At 66.3% G+C, this 20,940-nt stretch carries 16 protein-coding genes; 6 read left to right on the top strand and 10 right to left on the bottom strand.

The features are described from left to right. Positions 1-28: 28 nt before the first annotated feature. Positions 29-3,907 carry a M10 family metallopeptidase C-terminal domain-containing protein gene (locus AAC067_RS07050; protein WP_339930937.1) on the bottom strand — a complete coding sequence of 1,293 codons (3,879 nt, stop codon included), beginning with the start codon at positions 3,905-3,907 and terminating at the stop codon, positions 29-31. Between the two features lie 183 nt (positions 3,908-4,090). Between AAC067_RS07050 and argB the strand changes: the two genes are divergently transcribed. The 6 genes from argB (at position 4,091) to AAC067_RS07020 (ending at position 9,557) form a co-directional block, all read left to right on the top strand. Next, positions 4,091-5,014, top strand: coding sequence for an acetylglutamate kinase (gene argB, locus AAC067_RS07045; protein ID WP_339930935.1), 924 nt, complete (start codon positions 4,091-4,093; stop codon positions 5,012-5,014). After that, the gene (locus AAC067_RS07040; RefSeq protein ID WP_339930933.1) at positions 5,011-5,724 is read left to right on the top strand and encodes a pyrimidine 5'-nucleotidase; all 714 of its coding nucleotides are present in this window, start codon (positions 5,011-5,013) and stop codon (positions 5,722-5,724) included. The genes argB and AAC067_RS07040 overlap by 4 nt, the downstream gene beginning before the upstream one ends. A 5-nt stretch (positions 5,725-5,729) precedes the next feature. Next, on the top strand, positions 5,730-6,602 hold the full coding sequence (gene dapD / locus AAC067_RS07035; protein ID WP_339931709.1) for a 2,3,4,5-tetrahydropyridine-2,6-dicarboxylate N-succinyltransferase: 873 nt from the start codon (positions 5,730-5,732) through the stop codon (positions 6,600-6,602). Positions 6,603-6,646: 44 nt separating this feature from the next. After that, positions 6,647-7,099 carry a DUF805 domain-containing protein gene (locus AAC067_RS07030; protein WP_339930931.1) on the top strand — a complete coding sequence of 151 codons (453 nt, stop codon included), beginning with the start codon at positions 6,647-6,649 and terminating at the stop codon, positions 7,097-7,099. A 57-nt stretch (positions 7,100-7,156) separates the two neighbouring features. Next, complete coding sequence (recQ, locus tag AAC067_RS07025) at positions 7,157-9,025, top strand: DNA helicase RecQ (protein ID WP_339931707.1); 1,869 nt, start codon at positions 7,157-7,159, stop codon at positions 9,023-9,025. A 94-nt stretch (positions 9,026-9,119) separates the two neighbouring features. Then, positions 9,120-9,557 carry a surface-adhesin E family protein gene (locus AAC067_RS07020; protein WP_339930929.1) on the top strand — a complete coding sequence of 146 codons (438 nt, stop codon included), beginning with the start codon at positions 9,120-9,122 and terminating at the stop codon, positions 9,555-9,557. A 12-nt stretch (positions 9,558-9,569) separates the two neighbouring features. Here the strand turns inward: AAC067_RS07020 and gyrB are convergent, their stop codons facing one another. The 9 genes from gyrB to mutM all read right to left on the bottom strand — a co-directional run bounded on the left by gyrB (position 9,570) and on the right by mutM (position 20,864). Then, positions 9,570-12,020, bottom strand: coding sequence for a DNA topoisomerase (ATP-hydrolyzing) subunit B (gene gyrB, locus AAC067_RS07015; protein ID WP_339930927.1), 2,451 nt, complete (start codon positions 12,018-12,020; stop codon positions 9,570-9,572). A 998-nt stretch (positions 12,021-13,018) separates the two neighbouring features. Further along, positions 13,019-14,149 carry a DNA replication/repair protein RecF gene (gene recF, locus AAC067_RS07010; RefSeq protein ID WP_339930925.1) on the bottom strand — a complete coding sequence of 377 codons (1,131 nt, stop codon included), beginning with the start codon at positions 14,147-14,149 and terminating at the stop codon, positions 13,019-13,021. 130 nt (positions 14,150-14,279) lie between these two features. After that, complete coding sequence (gene dnaN, locus AAC067_RS07005; RefSeq protein ID WP_339930923.1) at positions 14,280-15,398, bottom strand: DNA polymerase III subunit beta; 1,119 nt, start codon at positions 15,396-15,398, stop codon at positions 14,280-14,282. A 186-nt stretch (positions 15,399-15,584) separates the two neighbouring features. Continuing rightward, a complete protein-coding gene (dnaA, locus tag AAC067_RS07000; RefSeq protein WP_339930921.1) occupies positions 15,585-17,018 on the bottom strand; it encodes a chromosomal replication initiator protein DnaA in 1,434 nt (477 codons plus the stop codon). 448 nt (positions 17,019-17,466) lie between these two features. After that, positions 17,467-17,736, bottom strand: coding sequence for a 30S ribosomal protein S20 (gene rpsT / locus AAC067_RS06995; protein WP_339930919.1), 270 nt, complete (start codon positions 17,734-17,736; stop codon positions 17,467-17,469). A gap of 103 nt (positions 17,737-17,839) precedes the next feature. After that, positions 17,840-18,628 (bottom strand): enoyl-CoA hydratase-related protein, encoded by a 789-nt coding sequence (locus AAC067_RS06990; RefSeq protein WP_339930917.1) that lies wholly within the window; start codon positions 18,626-18,628, stop codon positions 17,840-17,842. A 38-nt stretch (positions 18,629-18,666) separates the two neighbouring features. Further along, positions 18,667-19,224 (bottom strand): DUF1697 domain-containing protein, encoded by a 558-nt coding sequence (locus AAC067_RS06985; protein ID WP_339930915.1) that lies wholly within the window; start codon positions 19,222-19,224, stop codon positions 18,667-18,669. An 8-nt stretch (positions 19,225-19,232) separates the two neighbouring features. Then, entirely contained in the window at positions 19,233-19,796 is a 564-nt protein-coding gene (locus AAC067_RS06980) for a hypothetical protein (RefSeq protein ID WP_339930913.1), read from the bottom strand. 204 nt (positions 19,797-20,000) lie between these two features. Continuing rightward, positions 20,001-20,864: a bifunctional DNA-formamidopyrimidine glycosylase/DNA-(apurinic or apyrimidinic site) lyase gene (gene mutM / locus AAC067_RS06975; protein WP_339930911.1), complete on the bottom strand. Its 864-nt coding sequence runs from the start codon at positions 20,862-20,864 to the stop codon at positions 20,001-20,003. Between the last annotated feature and the right edge of the window lie 76 nt (positions 20,865-20,940).

The following is a 20,940-nucleotide window of genomic DNA, read 5'->3' as shown; positions in this document are numbered from 1 at the left end:
GACGGATGATCGGGACGGGCGTCCCTCGCTAGAACGCCCAGCCACCCATGTGTCCATCGTGGACCCAGGGCGTGACCGCATCATTGCCACCGGCCATAGTCAGGAACGGATCGCCATGGGGCAGTGGAGCGGCCTGCCAATGCTCCAGTCCCGGCAAGACATCACTGATCATATGGTCCGCGTCCGCCCCGGTCGTTATCATCGGCTGAACGATGCCCTGCACCTGGTCGACCACGCCTGACAGGAATTCGTCATCGGTCAGGGCCGGCAACACCAGCGGAGCCTGGTCGCCGTGTTTGTCGGATACCTCCCCTGCAACGCCGCTGAACGAGACCCCTTCAATGAAGGCGTCATCGCCATCACCATCCAGCCCTGGCAGCACCCAAGGCAGGTCGCCGGCCGATTTCGTGCCGGCCTCGGGCTGCGCCGGAGCCGACTGGGGCGCGGCGAGCGCGGATGCTGCAGCGCCACCCGGGAAGATAAAGTCAGCAGCGGTCAGGTTGGCCATTGTCACGCTGTGCAGAACGATGAAGTCGCCACCACCCAGATTGATGGCACCGTCGGCGCCGACCTGGCTGAAATTGACCACCACCTGACTGAAGTTGGCAAAGCCGAAGCCGGTGAGGTCAATCCGGTCGACCCCGATCTGGAAGTCGCCGATGACATCGCCACCCGTGCCGATCTCGAACACGAAAATATCGGCACCGCCCTCGCCGAAGAGGACGTCGTTTCCGCCCTTGCCGTTGAGACGGTCATTGCCGGCACCACCCAGCAGGTAATTGTTGCTCGCATTGCCGGTCAGGCTGTTGTCGAGTTCATTGCCGACCCCGAACGCCGTGGTGCCCTCGAGGACCAGGTTCTCGACATTGGCATAGAGGTAGACCCCGCCGTTTGGGACGCGCACATCGGCATGGACCGTGTCGATCCCCCCGTTCACGGCTTCGAAGGTGAGATCATCGCCAGTATCCACCCAGTAGGTGTCGTCGCCGGCACCACCATCCATCAGGTCGTAGTCACCCAGCCCCGAGTCGCCGCGGAGAATATCATTGCCGGCACCGCCGACGAGAATATCCGTCACGAAATCGGGCCCGCCGATCAGGATGTCGTCACCGTCCTCGCCATACAGGGCATCAGCACCAGCTCCCCCATTCAGCGTGTCGTTTCCGGCTCCGCCAACCAGATAGTCTACACCGGCGTCACCATTCAGAATGTCGTCGCCGCTTTCGCCGAACAGGGAGTCGTTGCCCGCACCGCCAGAGATCGTATCGTTGCCGCCGCCGCCGATCAGCAGGTTTTGACCCTCATTACCGACGATCACATTGGCAAGACCATTACCCACGCCGTAGATATCGCCCGCGCCGACCGCCAGGGTGAGGTCTTCCACATTGTCGTACAGGTAGAAGCCGGCTGACGCCGTGACGGTGTCACGCCCACCGCCGAGGCTCTCAACGATAACCGCGGACTGGGAGCTGACCACATAATGGTCGTTGCCTGCCCCGCCGTTGAGCGTGTCCGGGCCGGCCCCGCCGTACAGGGTGTCTGCCCCGTCCTGGCCGAACAGGGTTGACCCCATCAAGGTGAGCGGCACCACAGTCGCACTGGGGATGGAGACGTGCAGGGTGTAACGTTCGCCCAACGGTACCCCGCCGCTGGTGAAGGTGTCGCCGACGTTAGCGACCCATTCGGCGACCTGGATGTAATAGGTTCCGGCGGACGTGAAGGTGTGGGTCAGGCCGGAATCGGTGCGGGCGCTGTCAGACCCGGCATCGTCATTGTTGGCCAGTTCGACCCCACCGGCCGTGAACAGTCGCAGGGTACTGTCAAAGGTTGTGCCATCGATATCAAAGGTGACGGTGTCGCCCGCCTGAACGGTGAAGGCATAGTATTCGACGCCGCCGTGACCGGCCGCCACCACGGTCGCATGGGGGATGGTCGTCGAGTTGGCCACGTCGAGACGAGCCAGCAGGTCGAAGCCACCCGTGAGCGACACGGCGGAAAGGATGCTGGCGTTGGCTGTACCCTGTCCCTTGATGATATCCGGGGCACCGCCGGTCTGGCCCGGAGCGCCGGCATAGAGACTGTCGTCACCGGCACCGCCGTAGAGGGTATCGATGCCGCCGCCACCGCGCAGGATATTGGCACTGTCGTCACCGGTCAGAACGTCGTTATAGGCAGATCCCCGGATCTCCTCGATCAACGCCAGGATGTCGTTACCGGCACCCCCGGAGGCAATCCCCGAGGCGAGACTGACGGTGACCGCCGCCCCAGCTCCGGTGTAGTCGGCAATATCCCAGCCGTTGCCGCCGTTCAGCATATCGTCGCCCAGGCCGCCGACCAGGACGTCGTCGCCGTCGCCACCGTTCAGGGTGTCGTTGCCGGACCCACCGTCGAGATAGTCATTGCCCGCGAGCCCGTGGATGACGTCATTGCCGCCGAGGCCACCGATGGTGTCGGCAAAGGCGGTTCCGGTGATGGTCTCGCTGGTGACGTCGCCGGCTACCGTGATCCCGCCGGTCGGGGCTGCGGCGATCGTCTGGTCGGTAAACTGCAGGAATTCGACATTGGTCACCGTGACGTTCTGACCGTTGCCAGCGATTGTGCCGGTCTGGCCGCTCCAGGTGACTGAATAGGCGGACCGGGCACCTGACAGCACGACCGTATCTGTGCCAAGGCCGCCGTCGACCACGTCCGTGCCAGCGTTTGGAGTATACCGGTTGTTGGCGGAATTGCCGCGAAAGAGGTCCGACCCACCTCCACCAATAGCGTTCTCGATCACCGCACCGATGGCGATCGACACGTTCCCGACCAGACCGCCCACATTCGAGAAGGCTCCCTGGCGCAGGTCGATGGTCTGACCCATCGCATAGCCGGAGAAATCGAACGTATCGGTACCCCCGGCATCCCAGACGGCAAAGATCAGGGCGCTTGTCGTATTGGCGCTGAACCACGGCTGGCCGGCCGTCGAGTTGAAGCCATAGACCGTGTCGCCGGTCCGGGTGCCCATATTGGCCCCGTACAGGCGCTGGGCCCCCGCGATGTCATCGAGCATCGGGGCGGCGGCATACTGCCGGGTGCCGCCGCCGGTTAGATAGTCGCCACCGGTATTGGTTTCACTGAAATAGCTCATCACCGAATACTGACGCGAATCCTCGAAATAGACCGCGTCGTTGGCATAGGTGATGCTGCCGCCGGCGCTGGCGTTATAGGCCGCCGGGTGACTGAGGCCGATCGCGTGGCCGATCTCGTGCAGAAGCACCTGCTGGCCGTAGCCAAGGATCACGGGCGTAGCATTGTAGCTCAGCGTATTGTTGATCCAGACATCGCCGGAGTTGGAGGACGTCGACGCGTTACCCGGCAGATAGGCGAAGGCTGCCGCGCCGTCCGATCCGGTCGAAAAGTTGCTGAACAGGATCGTGGCGTTGTTCGAATAGCCGGCACCGTCGTTGACGCGCTGGAAAGTGACGTTGGCGACATCTGACCAGGCCGCCAGGGCCAGCAGGGTGGCGTTGATCTGCAGGTTGGAGAACTGGGAGAATCCGCCCGTGTCACTGGGCATGGTGCCCGGAGCCGTGTTGCGGAAGGCAAAGGTCACCGTGGCGGCCCCACCGACCACGCCGGACCAGCCGTCGCTGTTACGCGTCAGTTGGATCCCAGCATCGGTTACACTGAACGACGTCTTGCCGTTGGGCCCGAAGCCGCCGCGGTCATCGCCGTTCAGCAGGACGCCCTGGCCGTCGCCCGTACCATCTGAAACGGCATGGAAGCGGCCGCAGCAGCCGCATATCGCATAGCTGGAAACGTCCCCGAAATAGGAGACCGTACCGCCGCCCGAACCGGAGATGACATTGTCGCCCTCGACAAATCCTGCGCTACCACTCCTGGAGGGGGCGCCGACTGTGTCCAGCATGTTGATGTTCCCGGTCGGTAAAATACAGCGATCACCCTAGCGTGCCGAGGCGAAACGACAAGGGTTCGCGCGGCTCGGGCCCGCTCACGTTCTCGTGGCGACAGCGCCGGAAACCCGCCGACAACCGACGATACAGGGATTGATCGTGACAGAGCCCCCCCCGACCGCTATCGAGCCGCCATCATGGACGAGACCGAACGCCAATCCGAAGACCGCGGCTGGGACACGGCGAAGACCCTCGCCGAGGCCCTGCCCTATATTCAGGTCTATGACCGCGAGACCGTCGTCATCAAATACGGCGGCCACGCCATGGGCGAGAGCGCCGTGGCGCGCCAGTTCGCGGCCGATGTGGTGCTGCTGAAGCTGATGGGGGTGAACCCGGTCGTGGTGCACGGCGGCGGGCCGCAGATCAGCGCCATGCTAGAGAAAGCGGGGGTCAAGTCCAGCTTCGTCGACGGCCTGCGGGTTACCGACAAGGACACGATGCAGGTTGCCGAAATGGTCCTGTCCGGCGCGGTCAACAAGGAGATCGCCCACTGGATCACGGTGGCAGGCAAGGAGGCCGACGTGCGCGGCATCGGCCTGTCCGGAAAAGACGCCGGCCTGCTGACGGTCGAGCGGACCAAACGGACCCGCCGCGACCCGGACAGCATGATCGAACATGAGGTCGATCTCGGCTTCGTCGGCGAGCCGACCAAGGTCGACGCCAAGCTGATCGTGCGGCTGATCGACAGTGATGCCGACTGGGTGCCGGTCATCGCCCCGATCGGGGTGGCCGAGGACGGTCTGACCTACAACGTCAACGCCGATACGGTGGCGGGCGCGATCGCCGGATCGTTGAACGCGAAACGCATGCTGCTGCTGACCGATGTGCCCGGTGTGAAGGGCAAGGACGGCCAGATCATCCGCCAGATGAGTATCGACGACGCAGAGGCGCTGATCCGCGACGGCACGGCGACCGGCGGCATGATCCCCAAGCTGCAGACCGCCGTCGCTGCGGTTCGGGCCGGGGTCGGGGCCGTGGTCATTCTCGACGGCCGACGGCCACACGCCATGCTGGTCGAGCTGTTCACCGAGCATGGGGCCGGGACCCTGGTGCAGGCGTGACGGCAGGGACGGCCCGGCAGGCGGTCCCGCTGCCCGGGATCAGCGCGGACCTGAGCCATATCCGCAGCTGGATCTTCGATCTCGACAACACCCTGTATCCGCCCGAAAGCCAGTTCATGAAACTGGTCGAGACGCGCATCAATCAGTATGTCGTGCGCACATCCGGCATGGCATCCGACGCCGCGATGGTCGTGCAGAAGGGTTATCTGCGCGACTATGGCACCTCGCTCGCCGGATTGATGGCCAACTACCGTGTCGACCCTCACGAGTTTCTCGCGGAGGTCCATGATGTGCCCTTGGACGCCCTGATCCCCGACCCGGGTCTGCGGGCCGGGCTGGAGCGTCTCGAGGGGCCCCGACTGATCTTCACCAACGGCTCGCTCGCCCATGCCGAGCGGGTGCTTGAGCGGCTGGAGCTGACCGATCTGTTCGACGGCCTGTTCGCCCTCGAGGACGCCGATCTGATACCGAAGCCGGACCCGCGTACGTTTGCGCGAATGACGGAGCGGTTCGGGGTCGATCCGATCAGTGCCGCCTTCTTCGAGGACACGGTCAGAAACCTGGCCCCTGCCAAGGCCGTCGGCATGACCACCGTCCTGGTCGGCGCGCACGCCTTGGACGTCGAGGCCGACTTTGTCGACCATCGTACCAAGACTCTCGATACCTTTCTCGCCACAGCCGTCCTGACGCCGGGAGACCTTGCCCCATGACCGACCTGACCGATCGCACCCATCTGGAAGCCGTCATCGAGGCCGCCTGGGAAGCCCGGGGCGAGGCCTCTCCTGCGACCCAGGGCGCGGTTCGTCACGCCGTCGACGCGGCCCTGGCCCTGCTGGATTCCGGCCAGGCCCGTGTCGCCTCGCGCGGCGCAGACGGTGTCTGGACCACGCACCAGTGGCTGAAAAAGGCGGTGCTGCTGTCATTCCGCCTCAATGACAACCGGATCATGCGCGCCGGTGAGCGCGGCCCGGCCAGCCCGCTGTCGTCCGATCATGCGGCCGGGCTCGGCCCGTTCTGGGACAAGGTGCCCAACAAGTTCGGCGACTGGGGCGCGGCTGATTTCCAGAGCGCCGGCTTCCGCGCCGTGCCGGGATCGATCGTGCGTCAGGGGGCCTTCATCGGTCGCAACGTCGTTCTGATGCCCAGCTTCGTCAACATCGGCGCCTTTGTCGACGAGGGCTCGATGGTCGACGCCTGGGCCACGGTCGGCTCCTGCGCCCAGATCGGCAAAAATGTGCATCTGTCGGGCGGAGCCGGAATCGGCGGCGTGCTGGAACCGCTGCAGGCCAATCCGACCATCATCGAGGACGGCTGTTTCATCGGGGCCCGCGCCGAGGTCGCCGAAGGCGTCATCGTGCGCGAAGGGGCGGTGCTGGCCATGGGCGTCTATCTGTCGGGCTCCACCAAGATCGTCGACCGCGCCACCGGCGAGGTGTTCCGCGGCGAGGTGCCGGCCTACAGCGTCGTGGTTCCCGGGGCCCTGCCCGATCCGAAGGGCGGGCCGTCGCTGTACTGCGCGGTGATCGTCAAACGCGTCGATGCCCAGACCCGGGCCAAGACCGGGGTCAACGAGTTGCTGCGGGATTGACGACATTTTCTACCCGTGATGGTCTGCAAACGCAGGAGGCCCGCATGAGTGGTTATGTGAACAGGTCGCTCGATTTCACCGGTCGCACCGGGGTCCTCAAATACTGGCGCGCGCAACGCGCCTTGATCTGGTTCCTGATGCTGGGCATTGCCCTCGCGATGGGCCTTCTTGTCAGCCCCCTGCCCCAGTGGACCGCCGCGGTCGGTCTGGTGCCCATCCTGTATGTCTATGTCGCCAGCATCGCCCTTGGCGTTCGCCGCCTGCATGATCGCGGCCGCAGCGGCTGGTGGTTGATGATCTACTCATCGCCGCTGGCCTTCTCCTGTGTCCTGCTCGCCCGGAACGGAGGCCTTCCCGGGGAGCCGTCATCGCCTGTCTTCATCACCACCGGCGTCGCGGTGTTGGCAGCCTTCGCCTTCTATGTCTGGGGCTTCATCGACATCGGCGTGCGGAAGGGCCGGCCCGGGCCCAACCGTTACGGCCCCGTGCCGACCTGAGCCGGGGCCGGTCAGAAGGCGTGTGACACCCCGGAACAGATCGTGCACAACCCGGCCATGCTCGCCGACTCGCCCACTGCCCCGCCCGCCACCGATACCGCCCTGCTGGAGACGGCCCGCGCGACGCTGGAGCGGGTCTGGGGGCATGCGGATTTCCGGGGACTGCAGGCCGACGTTGTGGCCGAGATCATGGCCGGGCGTGACGTGCTGGCGGTGCTGCCGACCGGCGGCGGCAAGAGCGTCTGCTACCAGATTCCCGCCATGCTGCGTCCCGGTCTGGGTCTGGTGGTGTCACCGCTGATCGCCCTGATGACCGATCAGGTCGAGGCGCTGAAACAGCAGGGCGTGGCCGCGGCGCGACTGGATTCCGGTGTGTCGATGGACGACCGGTCGGCGATCTGGCGGCAGGCCCGGGCCGGGGAGCTGGACCTGCTGTATGTGTCGCCCGAGGGGCTGGCCCAGCCGCATCTGATCGATCGGCTGCACGAGCTGCCGTTGAGCCTGATCGCCATCGACGAGGCCCACTGCGTCAGCCAGTGGGGTCATGATTTCCGTCCTGACTACCGGACCCTGGGCCGTCTGGCCGAACTGTTTCCGGGCGTGCCGCGCATTGCCGTGACGGCCACGGCGGATGCCCGGACCCGCGAGGACATCGTCAAATCGCTGCGGCTGGACGACGCCCGGGTGTTCGTCGACAGCTTCGCCCGACCCAATCTGCAGCTGTCGGCCGAGCGCAAGGAGTCGGCCTCGCGGGCCCGGACCGATGCCCATGTCATCGCCCTGGTGCGTGAGCGGCGCGGCAAGTCGGGGGTGGTCTATTGCGGCTCGCGCGACGGCTGCGAACGGGTGGCCGGGGCGCTGCGCGATGCCGGCACCAATGCCATCGCCTATCACGCCGGGATGGACGCCCGGGAGCGCGACCGGCTGTTGGCCCGCTTCCTCGCCGAGGACGGGGCGGTGATGGTGGCGACCATCGCCTTCGGCATGGGGGTCGACAAGGCCGACGTGCGCTTCGTGATCCATGCCGATCCGCCCGGGTCACTGGAAGCCTACTGGCAGGAGATCGGCCGGGCCGGACGCGACGGCGAACCGGCCGAGGGCATCACCCTGTACGGGCCGTCGGACATCGCCTGGACGCTGAAGCGGCTGGACAGTCGACCGATGGACGAGGCGGTCAAGGCGGTGCAGGTGCGCAAGGCCCGCCAGCTGTTCGCCATGCTGGACGGGGCCGTGTGCCGACCGCAGGCGGTGCGTCGCTATTTCGGCGAGACCGATGCCGGACCGTGTGGCGTCTGTGACATCTGCGGCGATCCGCCGGCCCTGGTCGACGCCACCGTTCCGGCCCAGAAGGCGCTGGCTGCGGTGCAGCGACTGGGCGAACGGTTCGGGCGCAACCGGGTCATCGACCATCTGCTGGGTGGGACCAAGGACCCGCAGTCGTGGGAGACGGCGCTGTCGACCTGGGCCATCGGGGCCGACCTGTCGCGACCCGCCTGGCGCGACGTCCTCGACCATCTGCAGTTCGAGGGGCTGCTGGTCGAGGATCCCAACGAGGGCAAGCCGCTGATCCGGCTGGGAGAGGCGGAAGCCGTGCGCGGCGTCTATCGCGGCGAACGCGTCATCGAGGTCCGGCAGGTGCCGACGCGGGCCAGCGCGCCGCGGGAGCGGACCCGCACGGGTCGCAACGCCGCGGTCGAGGCGATGGACGCGGACGTCCGGGCCCGGTTCGAGCTGCTGCGGGTCTGGCGGCGTGAGCGGGCGGCCGAGCAGAAGGTGCCGCCGTATGTCATCTTCCAGGACAGGACTCTGCTGGAGATCGCCCTGGCCGAGCCGGGCAGTCTCGATGCGCTGGGCCATATCTCGGGCGTCGGCCAGACCAAGCTGGATCGCTACGGCAAGGCCGTGTTGCAGGCGTTGGGCGGCTAGTCATCCCTCCCGGGAAGGGGCGGCAAGCGCGGGACCCCTTGCCAATTCGCGCCTGAGGGCGATCATGGGAGGAACATCGTTTGGGGAGGATCCGATGAGAACCCTGCTATCGCTGGCGCTCGCGGCCGTGACGCTGATCGCCGGACCTGCGGCCGCCGAAAACTGGCACAAATTCTCGTACAGCGGCACGACCGCCTACCTGGCCGATGTCGACAGTATCGGCGTGGAAGGCGATGTGACCTCTATCCACACCGCCAAGGTGCCGCGTTCCGGCCCCGCCGGCAACTATTCACATTCGGTCGATCTGTTCACCTTCCGCTGCGCGGCCGGCCAGGTGCGGTCGATCCTGTCGATCGACTACGGGGCCGGCGGCGACGAGACCGACCGGTTCGATGACGCCGAGGCTCCCTGGGACGATGTCGTTCGCGACAGCTATCTGGACTTCCTCAAGGCCATCGCCTGCGACGGGGCCCGATCGAGCGAGGGCTCGTGGCCGTCGATCACCGACTATGTGGACAGCAGTCGGCGCTAGGAAGGCCGCTCCCTAGACGTCGACGGCGGCGTCGAGGGCGTTTTCCTGAATGAACTCGCGGCGCGGCTCGACCACGTCGCCCATCAATTTGGCGAACAGGTCATTGGCGTCTTCCTCGTGCGCAACCTCGACCTTGAGCAGGGTGCGGGCGTTGGCATCGAGCGTGGTCTCCCACAGCTGTTCCGGATTCATCTCGCCCAGACCCTTGTAGCGCTGGATCGCCAGGCCCTTCTTGCCGGCCTCGAGCACGGCGTTGAGCAGGTCGATGGGACCGCGCACCGTCGTGGTCTTGTCCTTGCGCCGATACACGGCCGGAGCGTCGAACAGGCCCTCGAAGGCGGTGGCCCGTTCGGCCAGACGGCGGGCGTCCAGCGAGCGGATCAGGGCCTCTTCCAGCACGACCCGTTCAGACACGGCGCGACGCACGCGTTCAAACACCACCGCGCCCTGTTCGCCGGGCACGCCCGACCAGTCGCCGTCGCCTTCTTCGGCATAGAGGTCGAGGCGGGCGGCGGCGGCGGCGGCCTTGGTCGCCATGTCGGTGCCGTCGTCGGTGAACAGGCCGGCCAGGGCCGACTGTTCGATGGCGAACACCGGGGCGCGCTGGCTAAGACGGTCGACGCCGGCCTTAAAGGCCTTGGCTTCGCGCACCAGCGACTGCAGGTCGAGGCCGGTGCGGCGCTCGCCGGTCGGCAGGTCCAGCTCGGCCTCGGATGACCCTTCCTCGATGAGGTAGGAATCCATCTCGGCCTGGTCCTTCAGGTAGCGGCTCTGCTTGCCCTTGGAGACCTTATAGAGGGGCGGCTGGGCGATGTAGACGTGGCCGCGGGTGATCAGTTCCGGCATCTGGCGGTAGAAAAAGGTCAGCAGCAGGGTGCGGATGTGGGCGCCGTCGACGTCGGCGTCGGCCATCAGGATGATCTTGTGATAGCGCAGCTTGTCGGCGTTGAAATCGTCGCGGCCGATGCCGGTGCCGAGCGCCAGGATCAGGGTACCGATCAGCTCTGACGACAGCATCCGGTCAAAGCGGGCGCGTTCGACATTGAGGATCTTGCCGCGCAGGGGCAGCACGGCCTGGTTCTCGCGGTTGCGGGCCTGTTTGGCCGAGCCACCGGCGGAATCGCCCTCGACGATGAACAGTTCGGACTTGGCCGGATCGCGTTCCTGGCAGTCGGCCAGCTTGCCCGGCAGGGAGCTGATTTCCAGCGCCGACTTGCGCCGGGTCAGGTCACGCGCCTTGCGCGCGGCCTCGCGGGCCGAAGCGGCCTCGATGATCTTGCTGACCACCTGTTTGGCCTCGAGCGGATGTTCCTCGAACCATTGCGACAGGCCCTCGGTGCACAGGCCCTCGACCGCCGGACGGACTTCGGACGAGACCAGCTTGTCCTTGGTCTGGGACGAGAATTTGGGATCCGGCACCTTGACCGACAGCACGCAGGTCAGGCCCTCACGGGCGTCCTCCCCGGTGAAGGAGATCTTCTCGCGCTTGCCGGCGCCGGAGCTCTCGATATAGGCCCCCATGACCCGGGTCAGGGAGGCGCGGAAGGCCGACAAATGGGTCCCGCCGTCGCGCTGGGGGATGTTGTTGGTGAAGCACAGCATCGTCTCGTGGTAGGAATCGTTCCACCACAGGGCGAGGTCGATCTCGATGTTTTCCTTCTTGCCCCGGATGACGATGACGTCCTTGAGGATCGGCGTCTTGGACTTGTCCAGGTGGCGCACGAAGGCCTCGACTCCACCCTCGTAGTGCAGGGTCTGCTCGACCGGTTCGGCCCCGCGCAGGTCGGCCAGACGGATGACCACGCCCGAGTTGAGGAAGGCCAGTTCGCGCAGCCGGTGCTCCAGCGTCTTCAGATCGAAATCGATGTGGGCGAAGGTGGTGACCGACGGATAGAAGCTGACCTCCGTGCCGGACAGCACCTTGCCGTTGTCACGCATCGGGGCGTCGCCGATGACGCGCAGGGGCGAGACGGTGTCGCCGCGCTCGAAGCGCATCTGGTGGGCCTTGCCGTTGCGATAGATCTTCAGTTCCAGCCAGTCAGACAGGGCGTTGACGACCGAGACGCCGACGCCGTGCAGGCCGCCGGAGACCTTGTAGGAATTCTGATCGAATTTACCGCCGGCGTGCAGCTGGGTCATGATGACCTCGGCCGCCGAGACGCCTTCGCCCTCGTGAATATCGGTGGGGATGCCGCGACCGTTGTCGGTCACGGTGACCGATCCGTCGGCATTGAGGATGACCTGGACGAGGTCGGCGTGACCGGCGAGGGCCTCGTCGATGGCGTTGTCGACCACCTCATAGACCATGTGATGCAGGCCCGAACCGTCGTCGGTGTCGCCGATATACATGCCCGGCCGTTTGCGCACCGCATCCAGGCCCTTGAGAACCTTGATGGATTCAGCGCCGTAAGCGGCTTCTTCGGCGGTGTCTTCGTTGCGCGCCGTATCGTTCTGGTCGGTCATTCAATCGTCCGGAGACGCGGGCACCGGTAGGGTCTGGAATCCCGGACCCGGCCCGCCGTTAGAGGCTTTCGGAAGGGGGCCGATTCCAGCCGTTCCGATCTGCTGTTTATATAGGAATTCGCACGGCAAAAGCGAGCAGATACGGGAGAGCAGGGTTGGGCCTCGGGTCTGCGGCATGCCGCGCGCGCGCAGGCGCCGCGCGCCGGTCCGGCCGCGGTGACGGGGAGCCTTGGCGGAGCGCCGGGCGAACGCCCGGAGACCGTAGGGGATAGTGTTTCGGCGAACGTCAGACGCTCCGCGCGGACGGGCTTCCACATGCGCGGACCGTGGGCCTCGCTGTTGACGAGGGGTCCTTCTGCACACGGCGGGCAGGGATGGCAGCGACCATCTCCTGGACCGGTGCGGGTATCCTCCCCGCCCCCTCGGCCGTCCGGCCTTCCACCCGGCTCGACCTCGCATCCCCTCGGCAAGCGACCCCGCAGGGTCTGGCTCCGGGTTGCGCCCGCTCCATCCGCTCCCGCCGCCGCTGCGGATCGCCGGCCGAGCGAGCCCCCGTGCGACGGGACAGGGGGTATTATCGGTGCGGATGGAACCAGGGCGGGAAGATTGCGGATGGAAAAGCGGAAGGGGTTGAATAGGAAGGGATTTGAGTAGCGCCAATAGGCGGATTTTTGGCGACGACCTCGCACTTTCCTGCTGTCGTCATCCTCCGGCGAGGCGCAGCCGAGACCGGGGGACCCAGCGGCACCGCAGCGAAGCGAAGGCGAAACCTGTCCGCACCGCCCGTGCCTGAACAGATCGCGCTCCGCGCGCCGCTGGGTCCCCCGGTCTGCGCCGCGCAAGCGCGGATTACCGGAGGATGACGACAGCAGAAGGAAGCGCCAGCGCGATCCGAAGGGCGGCGCGAAGCGTCAAGATGTGAGGGGTCACGGTGCGACGCAGGTGCCACCGTAAGCCCTCTCCCCAACCCCTCTCCCGCCGGGAGAGGGGCTTTTGTCCTACCCGAACCCGCCGCTCTCAACCTTTACGAACGTCGCGTGGGGGGCGAGGTCGGTGAACAGGTCGGCTTCGGTGCCGGTCAGGAAGGTCTGGAGGCCGAGAGCGACGATTTCCTCGAACAGGGCGGCGCGGCGGCGGGCGTCGAGGTGGGCCGGGGCTTCGTCCAGCAGCAGGACGGGGGGCACGGCCGAGACGGTGCGCAGCCGGGTCACCTGGGCCAGGATCAGGTTCAGCACCAAAGCCTTCTGTTCGCCCGATGAGCCCTCGGCCGCGGGGCGGTTCTTCTCGCGGTGCAGGGCGGTCAGGTCCGAACGGTGCGGACCGAACAGGGAGCGACCGGCGGCAGTGTCGCGACCGCGCGATCGCACCAGCCCCTCGCGGATGGCGGCGGCGATGGTGTCCAGCTCGGCCCCGGCGGCGGCCATGGATTCGGCCTCGCCGGTCAGACCAAGGTCGGCCTGAGGGAAGGGACGGTCGCCACGGGCGTCGATCCCGGCCTGGAGCACGGTCAGGGCCGCAACGCGGGCCATGGCGGCGCGGGCCCCGGCCTCGCCCAACCGCAGTTCCAGCGCGTCCAGCCACAGGGGATCAGCCTCGCGGCCTTCAGCCCCGTCGGTCAGCAGGCGCAGCCGCTCGCGCAGGGCCTTTTCATAACCGGCCACCACCGCCGCATGGTCGGGCACGGCGGCGAACACCAGCCGGTCGAAGAATTTCAGCCGGGCGGCGCGGGCGTCAGAGAACAGCCGGTCCTGTTCGGGCGTGGCCCAGACCGGGCGCAGATAGTCGAGCAGTCGCCCCGGCTGGGCTGTCTCGCCGTCGATGCGGACGATGCGACGCGCGGCCCCGGCCGACTGGACCCCGGTGCCGAGGCGGACGTCGTCGCCGTCACCGGCATCGAGGGTCAGGGCCACGGCCCAGGCCCGACCGCCGGCCTCGCCCGGTTCACGTCGACCCATCTCGACCGCCGTGGCCGCGCGCAGGCCACGCCCGGGGGTGAACAGGCTGAGCGCCTCGAGCAGGTTGGTCTTGCCCGCCCCATTGGGCCCGTACAGCACCACCGGCCCCGCCGGGACCGGCAGGGTGGCGCTCGCATAAGAGCGGAAGTCGGTGAGGGTGAGGGACTGGATCAAGGCGTATTGCTCCCCCTCTGGGGGAGCTGTCCGCGAAGCGGACTGAGGGGGCTTGAGCGCAGCGCAGGTTCGACCCCCTCCACCATGCTGCGCATGGTCCCCCTCCCCCGATGGGGGAGGAATGTCTGCATCAGACTCTCAGCGGCATCAGCACATACTGGACGCCGGGATCGCCCGGATCGAGGACGAGGGTCGGGCTGGCGGGGTCAGCGAACATGAAGGTCGCGTTCTCACCGGTGATCTGGCCGGCGACGTCGAGCAGGTAGCGGGCGTTGAAACCGATCTCGAACGGCTCTTCGGAATAGCCGATCTCGACCTCCTCGACGCCCTGGCCGGCCTCCATATTGCGCACGGTCAGGGTGACGCGATCCAGTTCGAAGGCCAGTTTCACCGAGCGGCTCTTCTCGGCCGAGATGGTGGCGACGCGGTCGACGGCGTTCTTGAAGGTGGCGTTGTCGATATCGGCGCGCTTGTCGTTCCCCTTGGGGATGACGCGCATATAGTCGGGGAAGGCCCCGTCGATGACCTTGGAGGTCAGGGAGGCCTGGCCGAATTCGAAGCGGATCTTCTGCGGACTGACCTGGACCTCGACCGGGCCGGAGCCGTCGTCGAGCAGACGGCGGACCTGGTCGACGGTCTTGCGTGGCACGATGACGCCGGGGCCGCCGGCCGCGCCGTCGGGGGCCGGGGTCTCGGCCAGGGCCAGACGATGGCCGTCGGTGGCCACGGCGCGCAGCAGCGGCACGCCGCCCTCGGCCACCGTGTGCAGATACAGGCCGTTCAGATAATAGCGCGTCTCTTCGGTCGAGACGGCGAACCGGGTCTTGTCGATCAGCCGGGCCAGGTCGTCTTTGGCCACGGCGTAACGGGTGCCGCCGGTGTCGGTCGACATGACCGGAAAGTCGCCGGCCGGCAGGACCGGCAGGTTGAATTTCGAGCGACCGGCCGAGACCGTCAGGCGCGGATCGTCGCTGTTGTAGGTCAGCGAGACCTCGGCCCCTTCGGGCAGTTTGCGGATGATCTCGTACAGGGTGTGGGCCGGGGCGGTGATCTGCCCCTCGACCTGGACCACGGCCTCGGCCTCGTCGACCATCTCCATGTCGAGGTCGGTGGCGGCGAAGGCCAGCTTGTCGCGACCCGCACTGAGCAGGACGTTCGACAGGATCGGAATGGTATTGCGGCGTTCGACCACGCTCTGCACATGGCCGAGGGCCTTCAGGAGCGCGGATCGTTCGATGGTCAGCTGCATGTCGTCTCGCCCGGGGTGCGACGACTCAGGATCGTCGCCGCGAATAGAAGGCCTTGGACACTAGCGGATTGGCGGCGCGGGGCAAGGAACCCTGTAGGGCTTTGGGCTGGGGGCTCAGGAGGGACCGACAGGCAGGTGGGGATAATCGCGTAAACGCCCCCCCCTCCAGGCCCTAATTCCTACGCCCTACCCCCTGAGCTTGCGGGTCAGGGCCTCGACGTCGCGGGCGATCTGATCGTCCTGCGGCATCAGTTCCTCGATCTTGCGCACACCGTGCAGGACCGTGGTGTGATCGCGCCCGCCGAAGCGGCGACCGATATCCGGATAGGAGCGGGTCGTGTGCTGCTTGCACAGCCACATGGCGATCTGGCGCGGCCGGGCCACCGAACGGGTGCGCCGCTCGCTGAGCAGGTCGGCTTGTTTCATGTTGAAATGCTCGGCCACCGTCTTCTGGATCTCGTCGACGGTGATGCGGCGCTCGGGTCCGCCGCGCAGGGCGGCCCCCAGCAGGACCTGGGCCTCTTCGACGGTCAGGGCCGACAGGCGGGCTCCGGCCACGGCGGCCAGGGTGTTCACGGCCCCCTCGAGCTCGCGCATCGAGCCGGGGGTGCGGTCGACCAGATGTTCGAGCACCTCGGGCTGGACGTCGCCGGAGACGACGCCGAGACGGCCCAGCGCGGCCAGGCGGTTGCGGGCCACGGCGAGCTTGAGCACGCGATCGGCCGGTTCGACCGGGCAGGTCAGACCCGAGGCCAGGTGGCTGCGCAGGCGCGGCTCGACCTCGGTCAGGGCCATCGGCGGACGGTCGGCCGACAGGACGATGCGTTTGCCGTCCTCGATCAGGGCGGTCAGGGTCGACAGCAGCTCTTCCTGGGTCGAGGCCTTGCCGCCGACGAACTGGACGTCGTCGATCAGCAGCATGTCGGCGCTGCGCAGACTGTCCTTGAAGGCGGCGGTCGAACGGTCCTGCATGGCGCGCACGAAGGTCGACAGGAAGCGTTCCGCGGTCAGGTAGACGACCTTGGCGTCAGGGCGCAGGCGCTGGGCCTCCCAGGCGATGGCGTTGAGGAGGTGGGTCTTGCCGTAACCGTAGGGACCGCAGAAGAAGATCGGGTTGAAATGACCGTCGGCCCAGCCGGCGGCCTGGCGGGCGATGGCCAGGGCGAAGGCATTGCCCTGGCCCTCGACGAAGCTGTCGAAGGTCAAACGGTCCTGCAGGCCGGCGGCGCGCACGGCGCGGGCACCATCGGCGACCGGTCCCACGGTCGGACGCGGCATCGGCATCACGGCGGCCAGCTCACCGCGGGCGGCACTGACGGCCGAGGCGGGCGGGGTCGAACTCATCTCGGCGCGGCAGCGGACGTCGAGGTGACGCGACAGGCCGTCGAGACCGAGCCACAGCTCGTTCATGCGACGCAGGGCGTTCTTGCGCACCCAGTCACGGGCATAGGCGGTCGGGGTGACCAGGATCAGCTGGCCCGCGCCGTCGACCCGCACGGCCGAAGGGGCGATGTAGGAGCTGAACGGACCTTCGCCGATTTCGGTACGAAGACGACCCGCTGCCTCGGTCCAGATGCGATCCGGATCCGTCATGCTCGCCATTGCCACGCCCCCCGCCATATCAATCACCCACCAAACTAAATCCAACAAACAGAAGGCACTTCATCGTCGCCAGAACCGAGGACGACTTCTCCTGCCCCGCAAAGCGTGGTGCTTTGCAGGCGGGGTCATACTCTCGAAATGACGTCTTACGCCGACGCGATACACAGGTTCCGCGCTGCCTTCATCCGTTTCGGGATGACGGTGCGTTAGAGCCCAAAACTTACCCTCACGGCGGGTTGGGTCAACGCTGATTCGCGACTCAAACAGCAAGTAAATTGTTTGACTCCGCTAAAGCCAAAGCAGCGTTGAGGAAAACTTCAATTCCCCGTTCGGGCGAGCGCCGAATCCTCGCGGGGGACTTACCCGCGGACATGGAAACGGCGAGGGAGCGGTTGCGCCCTCGCCGTTGAAATCCATAAATTTTCGCATGACGGTCCGGCGAAGGGCCGTCCGGAGACGTGTTAAGTCAGGCGGCCGACAACTTCTTCAGTTGGGCAGCCAGACGGGACACTTTCCGCGAACCGGTGTTCTTGTGAACCACGCCCTTGGAGACCGCGCGCATCAGCTCGGACTGGGCCTCAATGAAGGCGCCCTTGGCGGCGGAGGCGTCACCCGAGGTGATCGCTTCCTGGAATTTGCGGAGGAAGGTACGAACTCGCGTGCGTCGCGCCTTGTTGACCTCGGTACGGGCCGCGATCTTGCGGACCGCCTTCCGGGCGCCGGGGTTGTTAGCCATCTGAAAAAACCTTCAACGGAAAACGCCGCAGACCAAGCGTCCACGGCGTGAAATCTCAAGAGCGCGCGGATATAGCTGAAAGGGCGGAGGGGGTCAACGCGAGTCAGCGCCCTGTGAAATTCGGCTTCCGCTTTTCGACGAAGGCCGACATGCCTTCCTTCTGGTCCTCGAAGGCGAACAGGGAGTGGAACAGGCGACGCTCGAACTGGACACCCTGGGTCAGGGTGGTCTCGAAGGCGGCCCCGACCATTTCCTTGTTAGCCATCACGGCGAGGATCGACTGGGCCGCGATCTTTGCGGCCACGGCGCGGGCCTCGTCCAGCAGGGTGTCGGCGGGGACGACGCGGGACACCAGGCCGGCACGCTCGGCCTCGTCCGCATCCATCATCCGGCCGGTCAGGACCATCTCCATCGCCTTGGACTTGCCGACGGCCCGGGTCAGGCGCTGGGAGCCACCGATGCCGGGGGCGACGCCGAGGTTGATCTCGGGCTGACCGAATTTGGCCTTGTCCGAGGCGAGGATGAAGTCGCACAGCATGGCCAGCTCGCAGCCGCCGCCGAGGGCGAAGCCGTTGACCGCGGCGATGATCGGCTTGCGGAAGCGGGCGATGCGGTCGTGGCCGAGGGCGAAGAAATTGCCCGTATACATCTGGGCATAGGTCTGGTCGGCCATCTCCTTGATGTCGGCCCCGGCGGCGAAGGCCTTGGGTCCCGAACCGGTCAGGATCAGGCAGCGGACGCTGTCGTCCTGCTCAACGGTATCGAGGAAGGCGGCCAGTTCGGCGAACAGGGTCGAGTTCAGCGCGTTCAGCGCCTCGGGCCGGTTCAGGGTCACCAGCGCATAGCCGTCGGCATGGCGTTCGATCAGCAGGGTGGAATAGCTGTCAGACATGATGGTGCTCCTCTGGGTCGGGGGCGACGTCTAGCGCGTCAGTCGTCTGACGGGAACACCGGGGCGAGCCCGACCATCGCCGCCAGCTTGAGGACGGTGTTCCAGTTGCGCCCGGTGCCGGTGCCGGTCAGGCGCGGCACGGCCTTTTCGGCCATCTTCGAATGGCCGATCCCGTCGGCGCACCAGAGATAGAGAGCGTCGTCGACGGCGGCGACCCGTTCATCGCCGGTCGCCAGCCCCTGCAGCGTCTCGATCGCCCCCGGCGCGACGGTCGTCTTCATGACCATGACCAGCAGCCGGCTGCCGTTGGCGGCGGCCTGATCCGGGAAGGGGTTGGCGGCGATCAGGGCGGTCCATTGATCCGGCGTGCGCACCATCACCTCTATGGGGCGGCCGAACCGGGCGGCGATGCCCGCTTCGAGTCTGGTTTCCAGTTCGGCCGGATCGGCATCGCTGTCGACCACCAGATTGCCGCTGGCGAGCAGGGTGCGGGGATTGGCTAGGCCCATGTCGGTGGCCATGGCGCGCTGCTCGGCCACGGGCCAGCGGATACCGCCGGTGTTCATGCCGCGGAACAGGATGATGCGATGGTGCAAGGGTGAACTCAGAAACCCAAGCGCTTCTGCATCATTTCCCACTGCCGAATAGCCCTGAGCGTAGGGCTTTCTTCAAGCTGCCGGGCCATTTTTACTGCAGGATTCTCTTCGATCGAACGCATCAACTTCATGGTCGGAGAATTGTAGTCTGCAAGCGACTTGTGGCCCTCAAGGATGGAAGACATCTGATCAATCGCCCGGATATGCCGGTCGATTGCGTCAGTAGCCCTCGTCCTACGCTGCACCTCATCCACGAGTCGCATTTGCCGATCAAGTCCGGCCCAACCGGCACCACCTCCGCTCGCCATTTCAGACGCCCGAGCGCGCGCGTCGGACCTTTGATCCTCAAGCCGTTCCTCTGCGCGCTTCATCAAGACGCCCTTGTCCACTTTCCATTTCTCCTGAAGTCGGCGGATGAGGGCTTCGTTTGGTGGAGGAGAAAGGCGCTTCATCGCGGTTGTGGCCCGCAGCCCAGGATTCTTGAGCATCATATCAGCCACCAAATTCAGGGAGGCGCTGTCGTCAATACCTGACCCTCTGGGCCGGCCACGAGATCGCTTGGGATTGCTCATTGCTTGTCTCCTTTCGCTCTCAGTTTGCCGTATGAATCTTTCTTCGCAAGCGAGAAGAAATGTATTCGTCTAGAATTCGAACGAGGAAAAATGCTCCATTTCAAGAACTGTTAGAGATTTCTAGCGAGAAAAAATACCCGCCCGGAACCAAATGACGGCGAGGAAAAGCCCTCCCCATATTCGTTCCCCTTCTATTTCAGTCACCTAGCCTTTCTGGCAGACGGGACAGAAGAAGGTCGAGCGACCGCCCTGGACGATGCGGGTGATCGTGCCGGTACAGCCGTCGGACAGGCAGGACTGACCCTCGCGACCATAGACGTCGAAGCGATGCTGGAAATAGCCCTGGCCGCCCTCGGCATTGGCGAAATCCTTGAGGGTCGAGCCACCGGCGGCGATGGCCTCGGTCAGGACGTCGCGGACCACGGCGGCCAGCCGTTCCAGCCGGGGGCGGCTGACCTTGCCCGCCGCGATCCGGGGCGAGATCCGGGCGCGGTACAAAGCCTCGCATACATAGATATTGCCCAGACCCGCGACATGGCGCTGATCCAGCAGGCTGACCTTGATCGACGGCTTCCGACCGGCGAAGGCCTCGGCCAGATGCACGCCGGAGAAGCCGTTGCCGAGCGGTTCGGGGCCGAGACCGGCGAACCACGGATGGGTGTCGAGCGCCCCGGCCGAGATCAGCCCCATGAAGCCGAAGCGCCGGGCATCGGTGTAGCCGACCCGGGTGACGACGGCACCGGCGACGGCGTCGAGGCTCATATGTTCATGCTTGCCGGTGACCGGGGCGGACTGGGCAAAGTCACCGGGAACAGCACCGCCAAGGGTAAAGCGTCCCGTCATGCCCAGATGGGTGACCCAGGTCTCGCCGGTCGACAGGGCCGCCAGCAGATATTTGGCGCGGCGGTCGATGCGCAGGACGGTGGCCCCGTCCAGCCGCGCGATGAACCGTTCGGGAAAGGGAAAGCGCAGGTCGGGCCGGTTCTGGCGCACCGCCGTCAGCCGCGCCCCGACGAGGACGGGCTCGAGGCCGCGGCGGACGGTTTCGACTTCGGGCAGTTCAGGCATGGGGCGGGGCTCAAGGCAGTAGGGCTTGGGGCTTGGGGCTTGGGGCTTGGGGCTTGGGGCTTGGGGCTTGGGGCTT

The organism is uncultured Brevundimonas sp. (genome assembly GCF_963977465.1).
In the GTDB taxonomy this organism is placed as follows: domain Bacteria; phylum Pseudomonadota; class Alphaproteobacteria; order Caulobacterales; family Caulobacteraceae; genus Brevundimonas.
This window is presented reverse-complemented; position numbering and strand designations above follow the sequence as displayed.